Raw genomic sequence first — 18696 nt, forward strand, 5'->3', positions numbered from 1 at the left:
TACTTGAACTCATTAGAGGTGAATATATGACCGAATCAAAGGAATTTCTCTATCCTATGAAGTGGCTTTCAAAAGCTTCTACTGGTGATCGCGTAACTTCTGAACTTAGAATGCGTATTATTTCAGGATTGATTGAGAGCGGTGCCATACTTTCTGAAAATAAATTGGCTGCAGATTTTTCTGTAAGTCGTTCCCCTATTCGAGAAGCATTAAGAACATTAGCATCCGAAAATATTATTCGATTAGAAAGAATGGGTGCTGTTGTCATCGGATTAACAGAAAAAGAAATAGAAGAGATCTACGATGTCCGATTATTAATAGAATCATTCGTATTTGAACGTTTAGCTAGAATAGATACTGATAATCTTGTAAGAGAACTTAGCAAAATTGTTGAAATGATGAAAGTAGCAGTAAAATATCGGGATGCTGATGAGTTCGCCTTTCAGGATATCCTATTTCATGAAACGATTATTCAATCTATAGACCATTCATTTATTTCTATCATTTGGAAGAAACTAAAACCTGTAATGGAAAGCATGATTCTTTTATCAATGAGAATTCGTGTAGAAGAAAAATATGAAGATTTTACTCGGGTAATCAAAAATCATGAGCTTTATATTGATGCAATTAACTCTAAAGATCGATCTCTCATGATAAAATCCTTACATCTAAATTTTGATGATGTACAAGATAAAGTTGATGATCTTTGGAGGTCACAACAGATACTCACAAAAGGAGTTGTAGATAAAAATGACTAGCTATATGTTAGGTGTAGATATAGGAACTACAAGTACCAAAGCAGTACTATTTTCTGAAAACGGAAAAGTCATTCAAACGGAAAATATTGGTTATCCGCTCTATACCCCGGATATTTCAACAGCTGAACAGGATCCTGAAGAGATTTTCCAAGCTGTTTTGCAAGCGATTGCGAATATAATGAAACATCACTCAGAAAAGAAGCCGTCTTTCATTTCCTTTAGTAGTGCGATGCATAGTGTCATTGCCATGGATAAAAATGATCAGGCACTAACACCATGTATCACTTGGGCAGATAACCGCAGTGAGTCATGGGCACACAAAATTAAAGTTGAACTTAATGGCCATGAGATTTATAAGCGTACAGGGACACCTGTTCATCCAATGTCACCTTTAAGTAAAATTGCATGGATCGTTAATGATCGACCTGAAATCGCTGTCAAAGCGAAAAAATATATCGGTATTAAAGAGTTTATTTTCCATAGATTTTTTAATCAATATGTTGTAGATCATTCCATCGCGTCCTGTATGGGCATGATGAATCTTAAAACACTTGATTGGGATAAAGAAGCACTAAAGATTGCCGGTGTAACACCTGCTCATTTATCTGAGCTTGTACCGACAACTAAAATCTTTACTAACTGTAATGTAGACTTAGCTAAACAAATTGGTATTGATCCACAAACTCCATTTGTCATAGGTGCAAGTGATGGTGTGCTTTCAAACCTGGGGGTAAATGCCATTGGAAAAGGTGAAATTGCCGTCACTATCGGGACAAGCGGTGCAATTAGAACAATTATTGACAAGCCGCAAACAGATGAAAAGGGCAGAATCTTCTGTTATGCCTTAACGGAAAAACATTGGGTTATTGGAGGTCCGGTAAATAACGGTGGAATGGTCCTTCGTTGGATTCGCGATGAGCTAGCTTCATCAGAAGTTGAAACAGCAAAGAGGCTTGGAATCGACCCTTATAATGTATTAACAAAAATTGCAGAGCGCGTAAGGCCGGGTGCTGACGGGCTGTTATTTCATCCATATTTAGCTGGAGAACGGGCACCATTATGGAATCCCGATGTTCGCGGTTCATTCTTCGGATTAACCATGTCACATAAAAAAGAACATATGATTCGGGCAGCTTTAGAAGGTGTCATTTATAATCTATATACCGTATTCTTAGCGTTAACAGAATGCATGGATGGTCCTGTCACACGCATCCAAGCAACAGGAGGGTTTGCAAGATCGGATGTATGGCGACAAATGATGTCCGATATATTTGCATCAGAAGTTGTTGTACCGGAAAGCTATGAAAGTTCATGTTTAGGTGCTTGTATTTTGGGGCTTTATGCTACAGGAAAAATCGACTCTTTTGAAGTCGTTTCCGATATGATTGGTAGTACCTACAAGCATACACCTGATGAAGCAGCAACAAAGGAATACAGACAATTACTGCCAATATTCATTAACATCTCCAGAGTATTGGAAGAGGATTATACACGGCTTGCCAACTATCAAAGAAGCCTGATTAAACACTAACAAGATATACATCATAGGAGGTATTTAAAATGCCATTAGTTATAGTAGCCATCGGTATTTTAGTATTATTACTATTAATCATGGGCTTAAAAATTAATACATTTATTTCATTAATCATCGTGTCCTTCGGTGTGGCTTTAGCATTAGGAATGCCACTTACGGATATTGTAAAGACTATCGAAGCTGGATTAGGCGGAACGCTCGGTCACTTAGCGCTAATCTTTGGACTTGGAGCGATGTTAGGAAAGTTAATCGCAGATTCCGGGGGTGCTCAGCGCATTGCGATGACCCTCGTTGACAAATTTGGAGTTAAAAACATTCAATGGGCAGTTGTTGCTGCATCCTTTATTATCGGAGTTGCACTATTTTTTGAAGTAGGACTAGTATTATTAATTCCAATTGTTTTTGCTATTGCAAGGGAATTAAAGGTTTCTATTTTATATCTTGGGATACCAATGACAGCTGCATTGTCTGTCACACACGGGTTTTTACCACCTCATCCGGGTCCTACAGTTATTGCTGGTGAGCTTGGTGCAAACATTGGTGAAGTGTTGCTTTATGGTTTTATCGTTTCAGTACCAACAGTTATTATAGCAGGTCCTATTTTCACAAAAATCGCAAAAAAACTAGTTCCAGAATCATTTTCTAAGACAGGCAGCATTGCCTCTCTTGGTGAACAAAAGGTATTTAAAACAGAAGACACTCCCGGCTTTGGAATCAGTGTTTTCACTGCTTTACTCCCTGTTATTTTAATGTCACTTTCAACTATTATTACACTTATCCAAAACACATTGGGTATTGAAGATAATTTATTTCTTGCAGTAATCCGCTTTATTGGTGAAGCTGGAACTTCCATGTTAATCTCACTATTAGTTGCGATCTATACGATGGGACTAGCTAGAAAAATTCCAATTAATGATGTGATGGAATCTTGTACAACTGCCATTACTCAAATTGGGATGATGCTTTTAATTGTCGGAGGCGGTGGAGCCTTCAAACAAGTATTAATTGACGGTGGTGTGGGTGATTATGTAGCAGACCTATTTAGTGGTTCAACATTATCACCGATCCTGCTGGCATGGGTTATTGCGGCAATCTTACGTATCTCCCTGGGATCTGCAACAGTTGCTGCACTAACAACCGCTGGTTTAGTTATTCCGATGTTAGGACAATCTGATGTTAATCTTGCTTTAGTTGTACTTGCAATAGGAGCAGGAAGTGTAGTTGCCTCACATGTTAATGATGCCGGTTTTTGGATGTTTAAAGAATATTTTGGTTTAAGTATGAAAGAAACATTCGCAACATGGACATTATTAGAAACGATTATTTCAGTAGCTGGATTGGCATTTATTCTATTATTGAGCTTATTTGTTTAATTTTCTAAGCAATAAAACCCCCACTTTGGTGTGAGGGTTTTATTGCTTGTTCATTCGAGATAAAAGGAGAAAAGATAAATGGTTAATACAATTGGTGTTATTGGTTTAGGAGTAATGGGAAGTAATATTGCATTAAATATGGCTAACAAAGGCGAAAAGGTAGCTGTTTATAACTATACGAGAGATTTAACAGATCGTCTTGTCAGTAAAATGAATGGTGAGACCATTCAACCTTACTACGAAATTGAGGAATTTGTTCAGTCCCTTGAGTCCCCTAGGAAGATTTTTCTTATGGTTACAGCTGGAAAAGCTATTGATTCAGTGATCGAGTCACTGGTGCCCTTTCTTGAAGCTGAAGATATTATTATGGACGGAGGTAACTCTCATTTCGAGGATACTGAGCGAAGATATACTGAACTAAAGTCGAAAGGTATTGGTTATTTAGGAATTGGGATTTCCGGTGGTGAAGTTGGAGCTTTAACAGGTCCTTCCATCATGCCTGGCGGAGATAAAGAAGTTTATGAAAAGACAGCTCCAATTTTGACAAAAATAGCTGCGCAAGTAAATGGCGACCCTTGCTGTGTTTATCTAGGTCCAAAAGGCGCCGGCCACTTTATCAAAATGGTTCATAACGGAATTGAGTATGCTGATATGCAATTAATTGCAGAGGCATATACATTTTTGCGAGAAAAGTTACATTTAGATGTAGATGAAATTGCCGATATTTTTGACACATGGAACCAAGGCGAGCTAAAAAGTTACTTAATTGAAATTACAGCAGAGATTTTAAGAAAAAAAGATGACATGACCGGTTTACCATTAATCGATGTTATTCTTGATAAAGCAGGACAAAAAGGAACAGGAAAATGGACAAGTATACAAGCAATTGACAACGGAATTCCAACATCTATTATTACTGAATCTTTATTTGCACGTTATATCTCCTCACTAAAAGAAGAGCGGGTTATGGCTGAAGGTATATTGAAAATGCCGGAAGTTGAGCAGCAGAATTTAGATAAAAATGTGTGGATTGATTATGTTAGACAGGCTCTTTATATGGGGAAAGTATGTGCCTATGCACAAGGCTTTACACAGTATAAAATGACATCTGAACTTAATGGATGGGATTTACCTTTAAAGGAAATTGCATTAATCTTCCGTGGTGGTTGTATCATTCGTGCTGAGTTTTTAAATGTTATTAGCAAAGCTTACGAGGAGCAGCCAGATCTAGCTAATTTGCTTATTTCGCCATACTTTGCTGAAAAAATTACAGATTATCAAATGGCCTTGCGTAAAGTTGTATGTGAAGGTATAAATTCCGGTATATCGTTTCCATGTTTAAGTGCTTCCCTTACTTACTTTGATAGTTACCGAAAAGGTATCTCAAATGCAAACATATTACAGGCACAACGTGATTATTTTGGTGCTCATACATATGAAAGACATGATCAGTCAGGGGTCTTCCATACAAATTGGCAATGATTCAGATTCAGGGAAAATAAAAGCCAGTATGGTGCGGTATTTTACCGCGCCATACTGGCTTCTTACTATTTCCTGTTATTTTAGGGAAATTTCTTAATGCCATATCTATTTATACTTTTTCTTAAGGAGCAATGATGAAAAACATTAACTAAGAACCGGGTCCTTCTCACATAAACCAAGCGACTGAGCTGTTGAAGTATGAACTTCATGCAGAAGCTCTGGATTTTCCATTAGTTTTTTACCATATGAAGGAATCATTTCTTTGATTTTCGGTTCCCATTTATCAATGTGTTCAGGAAAGCATTTTGATAATACTTCAAGCATAACGTGTACAGCTGTTGAAGCACCTGGCGATGCACCAAGCAATGCTGCTATTGAGCCATCAGAGGCACTTACAACTTCCGTACCAAATTGTAGTGTACCTTTACCACCAGCCTCAGTATCCTTGATGACCTGCACACGTTGTCCTGCAACGACTAAATCCCAATCTTCACTTTTGGCATTCGGAATAAATTCTCGCAACTCTTCCATGCGTTGCTCTTTAGATAACGTCACTTGTTGAATTAGGTATTTTGTTAAGGACATGTTTTTTGCACCTGCTGCCAACATCGTTAACAGATTATCGGGTTTAACGGAAGTTATCAAGTCAAACATAGAACCATTTTTCAAGAACTTTGGTGTAAAACCTGCAAATGGACCGAACAACAATGATTTTTTATTGTCAATAAAACGGGTGTCCAGATGTGGAACAGACATTGGTGGTGCGCCAACCTTAGCTTTTCCGTAAACTTTTGCATGGTGCTGTGCGACAACAGCGGGATTATTACACACCATAAATAGTCCACTTACCGGGAAACCTCCAATATGCTTCCCTTCGGGAATACCTGTTTTCTGCAATAAGTGCAGGCTTCCTCCTCCGCCTCCGATAAAGACGAATTTTGCCGTATGACGCTCAACATTACCGTTACCTAGATTCTGAACTTTCAATTCCCACAACCCGTCACTTGTCCGTTTGATATCCTGCACACTATGCTTATAGTTAATCTCAACACTTTTTCGCTCTAAGTGATCAAATAACATGCGTGTTAATGCACCAAAGTTAACATCTGTTCCAGAGTCAATTTTGGTTGCTGCTAGAGGTTCAGTTGTTGAGCGATCCTGCATAATGAGTGGAATCCATTCCTTTAATTTTTTTGGATCATCGGAAAATTCCATCCCTTTAAACAATGGGTTCTTTGATAGCGCTTCAAATCGTCTTTTTAAGAATGACACATTTTGTTCCCCTTGGACTAAACTCATATGCGGCAAAGGCATGATAAAATCCTCTGGATTTTGAATCAGCTTGCTTTTAACAAGATAAGACCAAAATTGCATTGAAACTTGAAACTGTTCATTGATGTTTATAGCTTTACTTATATCTACAGATCCATCCGGCTTTTCAACCGTGTAATTAAGCTCACATAATGCCGCATGCCCTGTTCCTGCATTATTCCATTCATTCGAGCTTTCCTCTCCTGCTTTTGAAAGCTTTTCGAATACAGTTATTTCCCAATCCGGTATTAATTCTTTCAGAAGTGTTCCTAACGTCGCACTCATCATACCGGCACCAATTAAGATTACGTCTGTTTTTTTCTGTATGCTGCCCATTATAACCTTCCTTATCCCCTATATTTGTTAGAAAAACTTTGTTTATCGCGGAAGCCTTCGTTTTTCTTATACTATCAACCATAAATTTGATACATCCAAAAGTAGGAGCTCCTGCTTAGGAGTCGCAGAAAGCAAGAAACACCTTAAGAAAAACCTTTTTCTGTTACAACTATAATTATACTACTATTTTAAATATTTTCAGATTAAAATTTATACCATTATCTGATTATTATAAACTATTTAACGCTTGCAAAAAAGGGTGAACTCCATCCGCTATGGTGAAAACTAAAATTATTGGAAATTATTTAACCTTTTAGCTCGAATAATTAAAGTAATTAATAAGAAGCACCTTTAACTATTACGTTAAGGTGCTTTTATCAATTCTCCCTTTTCCCCATTGTAGACTTGTACCTGATTACGTCCCTCGTGTTTCGCTGTGTATAATGCTTTATCTGCATGATTTAAAAGCTGATTAAGTGTTTCTTCTTTCTCTTTTGTTGCTTCAGCTACTCCGCTACTTAACGTCACATAAACAAGATTTTCATCAGTTTGAAGAGGTTTTGTTTCTACATATCTACGTAACTTATTTGCTATTTCTTTTCCCTCTAGAGCTGTATAGCCATTAAGAGCAAGAACAAACTCCTCTCCACCATAGCGGGCAAATAACTCCCCTTCGCTTAACTGAGTTTGGCATATCTTTACAACATGCTTTAGCAGTTGATCCCCAACATGATGACCATACGTATCGTTTACCCTTTTAAAATAATCAATATCAATCAATATAATCGTAAAAGGTTCTGACCTTTTCTTTGCTCCAGCAAACTCCTGCTCACTTTTTTGAAAGAATGCACGACGATTATAAATCTGAGTAAGTTCATCATAATAAGCTAATTGTTCTAATTTAATTTGTAGCCTTTTTAATTCTGTTATATCAGTAAAAATAATTAATAAACCTTTATCATGTTTTGCATGCTGCAATGAGGAAGTACGTACCTGATATATTCGATCAGACGATAATTGAATTTCCTTTGTAAATGATGAAGAAGCTTCTATATTGATAGGAAATGAGCTTCCTGATAATCGGAGCCACACCCCTTCAAATTCCATACCCAGCATAGATTGATTTATTCGTGGAAACATAATTTCACACGCTTTGTTAAATTCGATTAATCGATATGATTCATCCAGCACAATTACACCGTCATTAATACTATTAAAAATAGTATCCTTTGCAATAGGTGTTAGGGTAAACAGGCGTGATGAGTTAATCGACCATAAATATAAAAGTGAGGATAGCCATAAAACCATAGGTACTGGATCGACTCCAGGAGGTGTTAATCCAATTAAATAAATAAAAGCTGTCACCATTGGAACCAGTTGTCCAAACATTAACGCAAGTAATTGCAAGCGATAGATCTTGGCAGTTTCCCTCCAACGGGAAAGAAGCAGCAAAAACGCAACAAACATACAAGAAAATGTAAAAATACCATGAACAACATACCATATTCCAATTTCCTGATGAATATATGGAGCACCTAAGTTTGGATCAACCTCAAAAACCCTATAATGTAAATGATGGAGATCATTTGTAGCTACCATAACAAGGCTAATAACGGGGATTGTTAATAGAACAATAACCTTCTTGGAAGTTAGTTTTATCCCTAAATACTTCATTATAAATAGTAATCCCAACAGCGGTGAGAATGGTAAACCAATATATAAAATAATTGTCCAAAATTTGATTTGCTCAAGGTTTGTAGCCATTAATCCAAATGCAGAAGCAAAGCAATAAACCGAAATAGAAGTAGTATATAAAATAAAAAACTGTGCAATATTCGAATATTGATGGCGTCTTAAAAATACCGATGAGCATAAGTACAAATTCAGTACGCCTGATGTGCAAATAAGAGTAATATAAGCTGTCAGCTGAGAATTCACAATATGATACCTCTTTTTAATAACAATGTTTTCCTTAAATGTAGCATATTTGAAAGGAAAAGTATTTGTTGAAAAAATTGGAAATCGGTGAGGGAAATATACATAAGCAGCAAATTATTAGGGAAAATTATAAGAGAAAATGATGAAGAAGGTTAGATATAATGAAAAGACCTTTATCAAAGATTAGTACGTTCGGTATTACACAATTAAATCCACAGAACCCTTACATGATTGCTTGGTGGTCTGCTGTTTTTCCAGGCTTCGGCCATTATATGCTTAACCGGTATTTAAGAGCAACACTTTTAACACTTGTAGAAGTGATTATAAATACTTTAGCCCATATTAATGAAGCGATGGTCTATTCATTTTGTGGTCAGTTTGAACTTGCAAAAATGGTCATTGAACCTAAATGGGCATTTGGATACCTTGCAATTTATTTAGTTGCAATTGGAGATAGTTTCCGATCCGCCCTGTACCAAAACAAACTATACCATTTAGTTCGATTGGAAAATAAACGAATCTCAAGCATGGAAATTTATCCTATGGAAATTCACTTCATTGAAAAGAAAAGTCCAATCTTTGGGGTCATATATTCCTTTTTCTTTCCTGGATTAGGCCAATTGTATATCAATCGTTTCGGTCTAGCCTTCTATGCTATATTTTGGTGGTGGGTATATATTACCCTGTCGAGCACGCACGAAGCACTATTACTGCTATTACTCGGTCACACCCAGGAGTCTATATCACTTCTCCATCCACATTGGCTGCTATTTATGCCCTCTGTAATGGGTGGTTCTATGTACCATTCATATCGTACAACACTTGAACACAATCATCTTTTTCGACTGGAACAACGCCAAAGATTAAGAAATCGCTATAAACATGCTAAACTTCGAATTTTTCCATAAGCAGGTGCTTGTAAGATGTTGATATTCAGTATATTTGACCAATCAATTGAATTAGAGCAAGCATTAGCTGAATTGGAAGCCAATTTAGTTCCTCGTGAGAATATCCTTATTGTATTTATGGACGATCATTCTACGAAAAATGAATTCAAAGAACAAAGTCCTACTGGTTTCGAAATTGGAATTTCCGTTGCAACCGGTGCAGCAGTTATTGGAGCAAGCAGTGGTTTTATTCTGACCTGGGGACCTATTCTATGGGGACTTATTGGAGCAGTTGTTGGATTTATATTGGGATTCATTTCATTTATTTTATATAAAAGAGTAAAAATACAAGCGATACTGAAAAAGGAAAACTATGAGGTGTCGGTTGTCATTCAATGTAACGAGAATCAGGTTAACTCTATTGGTAATATATTATGGAAATACCAAGCACGTTCAGTTGGATATCATAATTCCTCAAACAAAAAAACTCCCCAACCTAACTAGTTGAGAAGTTTTTTTGTTTATTATGATAAAGATTGAGTAGAATTATTATAGACGCTAGTATCCAAATCTTTCGTTGCCTTACTTGTTATAACACCAGCTGTCATACTTCCACTTACATTAAGTGCAGTACGACCCATATCAATTAGCGGCTCTACAGATATTAGAAGTCCGGCTAATCCTACTGGTAAATTCAATGCTGAAAGGACAAGCAATGCCGCGAACGTAGCACCGCCACCTACACCTGCAACACCGAATGAACTAATTGCTACCACAGCAATTAGTGTAAAGATAAATGATGGTGATAATGGATCAATTCCCACTGTTGGAGCGATCATAACCGCTAACATAGCCGGATAAATACCTGCACACCCATTTTGCCCGATTGTTAGACCAAAAGAACCGGCAAAATTCGCTATTCCCTCAGGTACTCCTAAATCGTTTGTTTGTGCTTTAATATTTAAAGGTAATGTCCCTGCACTTGTTCTTGAAGTGAACGCAAACGTAAGTACTGGGAAGGTTTTCTTTACATAAGTAACCGGATTTAAACCCGCTATTGATATAATGATTAAATGAATAATGAACATAACAATTAATGCTGCGTAGGATGCCAAGACAAACTTTCCAAGCTTCCAGATTGCATGATAATCACTTGTTGCTGTTACTCTTGTCATAAGTGCTAACACACCATAAGGAGTAAGTCTTAAAATCAAAGTAACAACTCGCATAATCACTTTATAGAATGTCTCTACAATATCAGCAAATTTTTCAGCATATACTGGTTCTTTACGTTTAATTCCTAAAAAGGCAATACCAAGAATAGCAGCAAAAATAACAACAGATATAGTTGATGTTGGATTTGCTCCAGTTAAATCTAAAAATGGGTTTGTAGGTATTAATGAAACAATTTGTTGAGGTATCGTCAAATCTTGAACAGTAACAACTTTTTCCTCTAATTCTGCAGCTCTCCCTACCTCTGCTTCCCCTTGCTCAATTTGAACCGCTTCTAAATTAAAGACATGTGCTGAAGTAATCCCTACGGCAGCTGCAATTGCTGTTGTACCTAACAGTACCCCCAAAATCCAGCCACTGACTTTTCCAAGATTTTTTTCCATCTTTAATTTTGTAAATGCAGAAAGAATTGAAATGAAAACTAAAGGCATAACAATCATTTTTAGAAAGCTAACATATCCGTTTCCAACAATATTGAACCAATCAATCGATGTTGAAACAGTTTCTGATTCAATTCCATAGGCAAACTGCATCCCTAAACCAAACAGGATACCTAAACCTAACCCTGTAAATACTCTTTTAGAAAAAGAGACATGCTTTTTCTGCATCATATATAAACCGATAATAAGTAAAAGCATGATGATAATATTAAGAATAACAAATATATACATTGATCCACTTCCTTTTATAAAAACAATTATATAACAATAGAGATATTAACACCGTAATTCCTATATGTAAAGTAGGAAATACTGAGAGTATATAGTAAATTCCCTTTGACCTAATAATGAGATTACCAGATCATCGCTTTTCACTTTTAACTAATTCACTCATGACCCAGTTTGTCCTTGCACCAGTTACTCCAGTACTCGGACAATGACAGCTATCTCCTGTTAAATCAGCTACAATTGTTTCTAATAGAGGTTGGTGAACATGTTGAGGTCGCTCAAATTTCCATTCTTTTTTTCCATCAGCTGTTGTTAGAACAATTGGCTCATCACCAAATGTGGAAAAGGTAAACTTACCTTTACTTCCAACAATTTCATTCGCATCTACATTTTCAAAGGCAGAAAAGCACCAACTTCCTATTCCATGGATTCCAGATTCAAACTGATACGTTCCTGTCACGATATCTTCCGCACGATAGTTGCCTGCTTGGTTTGAAGCAAAGCCACTAGCTTCCTTTATCGGCCCCAGTAAAAAATCTAATAAATCAAGCGTATGACTGGCTAAATCAAAAAACAGACCCCCTCCGGACAATTCAGGCTGAACTCTCCACGGAAGATTTTCCGGATCCATCACATCTTCCCTTGCTTTTTGGTATTGAGTTGATGATACAAAACGGACTTCACCGATTACTTTACTTTCCAACAGCTCTTTTATTTTCACAAACCGAGGCTGTGCCCTGCGATAGTACGCAACATATAAAGGAACCCGCGCTGCTTTACAGGCGGCAATCATCTCATTGCATTCAGCCCAATTGAGTGCCATTGGCTTTTCTACATAAACAGGTTTCCCTGCCTTTGCAACTTTCAGGGTATATTCCTTATGAGAGCCCGGTGGTGTCGCAATATAGACCGCATCCACTTCAGGATCTTGAATAAGTAAGTCAGCATCATCATACCATTTTGGAACCTTATGTCTTTCTGCATAGTCCTTTGCCAGTTCACCTGTTCTCCTCATAACAGCTACCAACTCAGAGTTTTTTATTTTTTGAAATGCTGGTCCACTTTTTACTTCTGTTACATTCCCGCATCCAATAATACCCCAACGAACTCTTTCAAGTTTCATGGAAAATGGCCTCCTCTTATGTACTTTTGTTTTCATAAGTTTAATTAGTTTTAGTTGTCTTACCTACTATAAACTTCTATAGTATAAATGAACATACATATACCTAAGTATTTGTTTTGAGGATAGAGTTTCTTACTAAATATTTCCCATTTCCAGCTAAAAAAAGTCTCTTTGGATTGTGAAATCCTAAAGAGACTTGAGTTTTCCTGCTAAGCTAAATCTTCAGCTTAATAGATAGTAGTTAGAAAAATAATGACAATATGAAAGTCTATATTTTAATGTCATTTTCGTTAAAATAGCTTTTGCCAGTTTCACCAACAGTGCTATTGGTGAAATGGAAATTGACAGTATTAAACCTGCTAAATAAGATAGATGTACCGGTTTCGGCAATTAAGCTGACATTGGTACTAAGAGAAGATTCAGGTCCTCTTTGAATTAAAGACGTATAGCTGTATTTTGGATATCTTTTAAAGTTTGAACTGATTTAGCCAGCTTACCCTTTTCATCTTCAGTTAGTGATAGTTCAACAATATTTTTGACACCTGTTCTAGTGATTACAGAAGGAATCCCTACAAAAACATCATGATGTCCGTATTCTCCCTCTAACAATGCTCCAACAGGTAAGACGGCGTTCTCATTTCTTAAAATAGCCTTTGTTATTCTTACTAGCCCCATTGCAATGCCATAATACGTGGCACCTTTTGCTTTGATAATCTCATAAGCCGCATCACGCACACTAGCAGCTATCTCTTCCTTTCTCTCCTTTGTTAACCTATCTGCGATTGGTGTTCCAGCAATGTTTGTGCTGCTCCATACAGGAAATTGAGAGTCACCATGCTCTCCAATAATATATCCATGAACACTTATTGCTGCTGTTTTAAACTCTTCTCCTACTATATATCTAAATCTTGCAGAGTCTAAAATGGTCCCTGAACCTATTACTCTTTCTTTAGGCAAACCAGAGAATTTCCAAGTCGCATAAGATAAAATATCGACTGGGTTAGTAGCGACTAAGAAAATACCATTAAAGCCAGAATTCATAATGTTCTCGATAATTGATTTAAATATATTAACATTCTTATTCACAAGATCCAGTCTTGTTTCACCAGGCTTTTGTGCTGCACCCGCACATATAACAACTAGAGCAGCATCCTTACAATCTTTATATGAGCCATATCTAATATTCATTGGACTAAGAGCATAGGTTATACCATGGTTTAAATCCATGACATCTCCCTTGGCTTTTTCTTCGTCCAGATCGACTATGATTAAATCATCGCATAAGCCCTGATTTAATAACGCATAAGCATAACTTGAACCAACAGCACCATTACCTACTAATACAATTTTATTACCTAATGTTATATTCATTCTGATTCCTCCTAACCTACTTTTATATTTGTGAAGTGTTTCACATAAATTGATAAAAATTTTTTTAGAGTTTTTATATAGATAATTTATTTAGGTATGTTTGAATAATTCCACAAATTGATTTTAAAAATAACTCCTCTATCATTTGTGAAGTATTTCACAAATAAAATGTACCATGATTTTTCATTTTGCACAAGTTTACCTGAAAGGAAAAAAGAGAAATCAATTTGATTCCTCTAATGACATTCTTACTTATATTTCTTTCTTTTTGCTCCTATATGAGTACATCATAAATATTAATATAAACCATATAGGTGTCAACAATAATGCAGAACGTGTTTCTTCTGCAAACAGCATAATAATAAGAATTATCACAAAAAGCGTTAGGACAACGTAATTAATAAATGGCGTAAAAGGCGCTTTAAATGTTGATTTTGCATGTAATTGTGGACGTGTTTTTTTATACTTTAAATGTGAAATGACAATAACGCCCCATACCCAAATAAAACAAATGGAACTTATCGTTGATACAATTCCAAAGGCTTGTGCTGGAATCAGTTTACTCAAAAGTGCTCCTACCGATACGACAAGCGTGGAAATCAACAACGCATTACCGGGAACATGATTTTTATTTAGTTTCGCGAAACTGGAGGAAGCCTGGTCATTTTTGCCTAAATTATATAAAATCCGGCTTGTTGAAAACATCCCGCTGTTACATGCAGAAGCAGCTGACGTTAAGACGACAAAATTAATAATACCTGCGGCAATTGGTATCCCAATTAAACTAAATGTTTTTACAAATGGACTTTCATCTGCAGTTAGTTGTGTCCATGGATTGATGCATAACAGAACAATAATCGAGCCAATGTAGAAAAAAAGTATTCTTAAAGGAATCTTATTGATTGCAGATGGAATATTTTTTTTCGGATTCGCAGTCTCCGCTGCTGATACCCCCACTAACTCTACTCCAACAAAAGCAAATAAAACCATTTGAAATGATAATAAGAAACCTGAAATACCGTTAGGGAAAATCCCGCCATGTTCCCAAAGGTTCGTAATAGTCACTGTGCCTGCATCTGTCTTAAATCCTATTATTAGCAAAACAATCCCAATGCCGATTAATAAAAGAATCGTTATAACCTTGATTAAGGCAAACCAAAACTCTAGTTCACCAAAAAGCTTTACCGTTAAAAGATTGAATCCTAACAATACAATCAAACAGATGATGGCAGGTATCCACTGTGGTATATCAAACCAATACTGTACATATACACCAACAGCAATAATATCAGCCATTGCGATCATAATCCAACAAAACCAATATGTCCATCCAGTTACAAATGCTACTCTAGGTCCAAGGTAATCTTCGGCAATGTCTGTAAATGATTGATAACCTGCTTTGGACAACAATAGTTCTCCCAGCGCCCTCATAATAAAAAACACGGCAATACCCATTATTAAATAGGCAAAAATAATAGATGGACCTGCCAGTTGTATCGCCTTACCGGATCCTAAGAATAAACCGGTACCAATTGTGCCTCCAATTGCAATTAATTGAACATGCCTGTTTGCTAAATCCCTCTTTAATTCTTGTTGTGCCAAATCTAACTCCTCCTTAAAAGCTGCACACCATACGATGTAAATCAATGATCAAAAATAACTCATCAAAAAAAGAGATCGGATATCATCCAAATCTCTTGGTCATAAGAATATTAAATAGTATTTGTCCACCTACTAACTATTAGTATGGTTTCAAATAGATATTCTATACTCTCCTGTCCTTTTGCCTGAGATTGTGAATCCTTCGGCGCTACGGAATACCGCAGTCTCTCCAGAAGCTGCTCCTGCTATAGTTTCATCCATAGCGATCATAGCTTGGGTATTTATAAAATTATTTTCAAATAATTTTTAATTTTAATGCTCCTCACATACCTTGTCAACAACAAAAGTATCCTCTCATTCATATTTGATAAGATCCTCCTATTAACTTGCAAAGCACCTATATTATTAAATCTAGCTTTTATGTCCACAGCATCAAAAGGAAAACAAGTTAGTTAGCTAGCTGCTGATAGTTTTAATGTAAAAGGAGAGATAATAGCAAAACAAATAATTTGAATATAATATAAATTACATGTATCTATATATACTACTTATTTTCTAAAGTATATAACAATTCTGCTTTTATGAAGTACTCCATTGCCTCTTTATCAAATTGATTGATCGTCAAAATATGGCCGATCAAGTTACATATCTCACCTCTATAGTGAATTAGTTGATTTGCTTCTAAATAATATAAGACTGTATAACCTACTTCAAGTGCTTTATCATAGCTTTCCATATAATATAAAATAAGAGAATAGTGATAACCGATTCTTGGAAATAGTGTGTAGTCATTTATCTGAGGTGTTTTAGTTGAAAGCATTTCATAGGCTTTTTTGAAAAAGAGGAGTGCATCCTTATACTGCTTTTGTTCTAAATGTATTTGCCCCAGAGTATTTAGAATATCAAAGTCTATTTCATTTACAAAATAGTCTTCTTCTACTAGCTCTTCAAGTAATAGCTTCGCTTCTGAATATTCGCCTTCCCGTTTATACAATAAGATCGCAGTTAACCAAGATCTGTACTTTAAAAGCATTCTCCTTGACGGGCAGGATGTATTACGCTTTTTTATAAGTTGATCAAGTTCATTTAGCACCATTTCTAACGCCAAATAGTCATTGAAATAGATTAGTTCTCTACATAATGCTTTTATTTTGTTCAGCTTCTCATCTTTTTCAAGCAGAAGCTGTTCAAGTTGAATATTTAATCTATTTGCAATCTCATATAAGATATCCAAGCGAGGGACGTGCATATTTTTTTCCAGTCGAAAAATTGTTGATTCATCACATAGATTTTCACACAGCTGCTTTCTTGTTAGTCCCTTTTTCTTTCTATAGTACTTTATTCGATCACCTAAGCTCTTCATTCTTTACCTGTCCCTTCAGAATTTTTGACTCATTCTCCATGATTTATTGCAAATCTTCCTATTTAAATTAACAATTATCCTCACTATAATGACATTGAAACAACAGCTGGAAGGTAGTAAAAACAAATGAATGCTTTAAAGGTGACTTTCCATGGTTTCTAATTACCACCTAAAGCCATATTTACCATTTTTTATTATACAAAAGAATATAAAAAAGGGACATAATTCAGGGAAATCCACAAAAAACACTACTTTATTCCTAGCAAAAGGAGGATCTAATTATCCATGTTAAAAGAACTTGAAATAATTGAAACAGATACTCTCGTTTTTACAGAAATCGTAGCCTTTAAAAAAGAAATCTCCAACCCTATGACAATGAAAAAAGAAATGGACAAGCTTATTGAACGTCTAGGTAAAAAGGGACATACACATTGCAATAAGGTCATTACAAAGGTCATTGGCCGAGATGAAAAAAAGAAAACTATTACTATACAAATCATGGTTCCAATTACTGAATCCCATAATATACAGGGTTTCTTCAAAAAGTATGAATCCTACTTTTTTATCGATCAATATACACTAAAAGAAAGTATTAAGATTTCTATACCAAATGATATGAATGAGTTTAAAAGAGCAGTTGATCAATTTGTAAAATATGCTAAAGCTTCAAATGTGAATGAAATAGACTTAAACAAAAATCACATCATTGAAATTGCAAAGGTGGACATGAATGGAACAGTTGTCGGCTTTGATCTGCACATGGAGAAAACGTATAAGGAGGAAAAGTAAGCTATGTTAAATCTTAATGAAGGCATGCAGTTTATCAGGTGTTCCCGTAATGAATATCTTGTAAAAAAGGGCAGTATTTCAAATTATTCTTTTCATATAAAGGATGAAGAGAAATTAGGTATTTTAGAGACTCTATTTGAAAGAATTAGTTTTCCTATTCCTCAAGAACAATTAGCAGGAGAGCTAATCAATAATATTGGCCAAACAAATGAAGAATATGTTTTAGATTTATTAGAACAATTACTTGAAATTGATGTACTGATAGAATCCACTGCAGTTACACAAACTGAGAAATCTATTTGTGTCTTGACAGATTGGGAACATGTATCAGAGGTAAAAGATACCTTTGAAAAAGATCACTATTCTGTTCATATCCTGGTACTTGATGAATCAAATCATGATGAGCAATTCATTCATATTCATGATGATAAGGCTGCAAGCGAAAAATTGAGATCATATGAATATGTGATTCTCTTTAAAAACCATTTTTCCCCTGGTACATTTTATCAAGTAAATAAACTATGCCTGGAGCAAAATAAAAAGTTAATTATTTCTTATCTCGATGGAAATGAAGGAATTATTATTCCTCTACTTAATTTTGATCAAGTAGGCTGTTACAATGATTTTGAAATTTTACGCGAATCTTCTTTTTATAACCTCTTAGACTATCAAGTAATGAAGGAACGATTACTTCAACAAGATAAAATTCAACATTCATCAAGACCTCTTCACTTCCATATGCTTGTCAATCAAACGATATTATTACTAAATCATTATACACGTTTCTCATCAATGAATTATTTTGCCTACTCACTGGATTTTGAACGTATGGTAAATACGAAAACCCGATTATTGAAATTCCCAAAATGTCCAAGCTGCCAAAGTGACAAAAACCTTGTACATGCATTTATATAAGAAGATAGGAGGA

At 35.7% G+C, this 18696-nt stretch carries 15 protein-coding genes and 1 riboswitch; of the genes, 8 read left to right on the forward strand and 7 right to left on the reverse strand.

All coding sequences use genetic code 11. The features are described 5' to 3' along the window. Positions 1-26: 26 nt before the first annotated feature. From HWV59_RS01005 to gnd, 4 genes are all read left to right on the forward strand, one after another. A complete protein-coding gene (locus HWV59_RS01005) occupies positions 27-758 on the forward strand; it encodes a GntR family transcriptional regulator (protein ID WP_102231719.1) in 732 nt (243 codons plus the stop codon). Further along, positions 751-2289: a gluconokinase gene (gene gntK / locus HWV59_RS01010; RefSeq protein WP_175637879.1), complete on the forward strand. Its 1539-nt coding sequence runs from the start codon at positions 751-753 to the stop codon at positions 2287-2289. The genes HWV59_RS01005 and gntK overlap by 8 nt, the downstream gene beginning before the upstream one ends. 29 nt (positions 2290-2318) lie before the next feature. Next, complete coding sequence (locus HWV59_RS01015) at positions 2319-3665, forward strand: GntP family permease (RefSeq protein WP_175637880.1); 1347 nt, start codon at positions 2319-2321, stop codon at positions 3663-3665. Positions 3666-3743: 78 nt separating this feature from the next. After that, positions 3744-5147 (forward strand): decarboxylating NADP(+)-dependent phosphogluconate dehydrogenase, encoded by a 1404-nt coding sequence (gene gnd / locus HWV59_RS01020; RefSeq protein ID WP_102231722.1) that lies wholly within the window; start codon positions 3744-3746, stop codon positions 5145-5147. 144 nt (positions 5148-5291) lie between these two features. Here the strand turns inward: gnd and HWV59_RS01025 are convergent, their stop codons facing one another. Continuing rightward, positions 5292-6794, reverse strand: coding sequence for a malate:quinone oxidoreductase (locus tag HWV59_RS01025; RefSeq protein WP_175637881.1), 1503 nt, complete (start codon positions 6792-6794; stop codon positions 5292-5294). A gap of 363 nt (positions 6795-7157) precedes the next feature. Then, positions 7158-8732 carry a sensor domain-containing diguanylate cyclase gene (locus HWV59_RS01030; RefSeq protein WP_175637882.1) on the reverse strand — a complete coding sequence of 525 codons (1575 nt, stop codon included), beginning with the start codon at positions 8730-8732 and terminating at the stop codon, positions 7158-7160. Positions 8733-8893: 161 nt separating this feature from the next. On the opposite strand from HWV59_RS01030, the gene HWV59_RS01035 reads away from it, so the two are divergent. Then, complete coding sequence (locus HWV59_RS01035; RefSeq protein ID WP_102231725.1) at positions 8894-9640, forward strand: hypothetical protein; 747 nt, start codon at positions 8894-8896, stop codon at positions 9638-9640. Between the two features lie 15 nt (positions 9641-9655). Continuing rightward, positions 9656-10123: a hypothetical protein gene (locus HWV59_RS01040; protein WP_175637883.1), complete on the forward strand. Its 468-nt coding sequence runs from the start codon at positions 9656-9658 to the stop codon at positions 10121-10123. A 20-nt stretch (positions 10124-10143) separates the two neighbouring features. Here the strand turns inward: HWV59_RS01040 and HWV59_RS01045 are convergent, their stop codons facing one another. The 5 genes from HWV59_RS01045 to HWV59_RS01065 form a co-directional block, all read right to left on the reverse strand. Further along, the gene (locus HWV59_RS01045; protein ID WP_102231727.1) at positions 10144-11523 is read right to left on the reverse strand and encodes an L-cystine transporter; all 1380 of its coding nucleotides are present in this window, start codon (positions 11521-11523) and stop codon (positions 10144-10146) included. Positions 11524-11653: 130 nt separating this feature from the next. Further along, positions 11654-12643: a Gfo/Idh/MocA family protein gene (locus HWV59_RS01050; protein ID WP_175637884.1), complete on the reverse strand. Its 990-nt coding sequence runs from the start codon at positions 12641-12643 to the stop codon at positions 11654-11656. A gap of 435 nt (positions 12644-13078) precedes the next feature. Further along, entirely contained in the window at positions 13079-14014 is a 936-nt protein-coding gene (locus tag HWV59_RS01055) for an L-lactate dehydrogenase (RefSeq protein ID WP_175637885.1), read from the reverse strand. Between the two features lie 252 nt (positions 14015-14266). After that, positions 14267-15616, reverse strand: coding sequence for an amino acid permease (locus tag HWV59_RS01060; RefSeq protein ID WP_175637886.1), 1350 nt, complete (start codon positions 15614-15616; stop codon positions 14267-14269). 163 nt (positions 15617-15779) lie between these two features. Beyond that, positions 15780-15859, reverse strand: a riboswitch (glycine riboswitch). Between the two features lie 301 nt (positions 15860-16160). Continuing rightward, a complete protein-coding gene (locus HWV59_RS01065) occupies positions 16161-16979 on the reverse strand; it encodes a helix-turn-helix domain-containing protein (protein WP_175637887.1) in 819 nt (272 codons plus the stop codon). A 285-nt stretch (positions 16980-17264) separates the two neighbouring features. On the opposite strand from HWV59_RS01065, the gene HWV59_RS01070 reads away from it, so the two are divergent. After that, the gene (locus HWV59_RS01070) at positions 17265-17768 is read left to right on the forward strand and encodes a hypothetical protein (protein ID WP_102231732.1); all 504 of its coding nucleotides are present in this window, start codon (positions 17265-17267) and stop codon (positions 17766-17768) included. 3 nt (positions 17769-17771) lie between these two features. After that, entirely contained in the window at positions 17772-18683 is a 912-nt protein-coding gene (locus tag HWV59_RS01075; RefSeq protein ID WP_102231733.1) for a hypothetical protein, read from the forward strand. The last annotated feature ends 13 nt before the right edge of the window (positions 18684-18696 follow it).

The organism is Metabacillus schmidteae (assembly GCF_903166545.1).
GTDB lineage: Bacteria > Bacillota > Bacilli > Bacillales > Bacillaceae > Metabacillus > Metabacillus schmidteae.

Bases quoted from the DNA above. Each gene is read 5' to 3' on its own strand.
- gnd (WP_102231722.1), top strand. From the start codon at position 3,744: ATGGTTAATACAATTGGTGTTATTGGTTTAGGAGTAATGGGAAGTAAT.
- HWV59_RS01005 (WP_102231719.1), top strand. From the start codon at position 27: ATGACCGAATCAAAGGAATTTCTCTATCCTATGAAGTGGCTTTCAAAA.
- HWV59_RS01015 (WP_175637880.1), top strand. From the start codon at position 2,319: ATGCCATTAGTTATAGTAGCCATCGGTATTTTAGTATTATTACTATTA.
- HWV59_RS01035 (WP_102231725.1), top strand. From the start codon at position 8,894: ATGAAAAGACCTTTATCAAAGATTAGTACGTTCGGTATTACACAATTA.
- HWV59_RS01025 (WP_175637881.1), bottom strand. From the start codon at position 6,794: ATGGGCAGCATACAGAAAAAAACAGACGTAATCTTAATTGGTGCCGGT.
- HWV59_RS01075 (WP_102231733.1), top strand. From the start codon at position 17,772: ATGTTAAATCTTAATGAAGGCATGCAGTTTATCAGGTGTTCCCGTAAT.
- HWV59_RS01065 (WP_175637887.1), bottom strand. From the start codon at position 16,979: ATGAAGAGCTTAGGTGATCGAATAAAGTACTATAGAAAGAAAAAGGGA.
- HWV59_RS01040 (WP_175637883.1), top strand. From the start codon at position 9,656: ATGTTGATATTCAGTATATTTGACCAATCAATTGAATTAGAGCAAGCA.
- HWV59_RS01045 (WP_102231727.1), bottom strand. From the start codon at position 11,523: ATGTATATATTTGTTATTCTTAATATTATCATCATGCTTTTACTTATT.
- gntK (WP_175637879.1), top strand. From the start codon at position 751: ATGACTAGCTATATGTTAGGTGTAGATATAGGAACTACAAGTACCAAA.
- HWV59_RS01070 (WP_102231732.1), top strand. From the start codon at position 17,265: ATGTTAAAAGAACTTGAAATAATTGAAACAGATACTCTCGTTTTTACA.
- HWV59_RS01050 (WP_175637884.1), bottom strand. From the start codon at position 12,643: ATGAAACTTGAAAGAGTTCGTTGGGGTATTATTGGATGCGGGAATGTA.
- HWV59_RS01055 (WP_175637885.1), bottom strand. From the start codon at position 14,014: ATGAATATAACATTAGGTAATAAAATTGTATTAGTAGGTAATGGTGCT.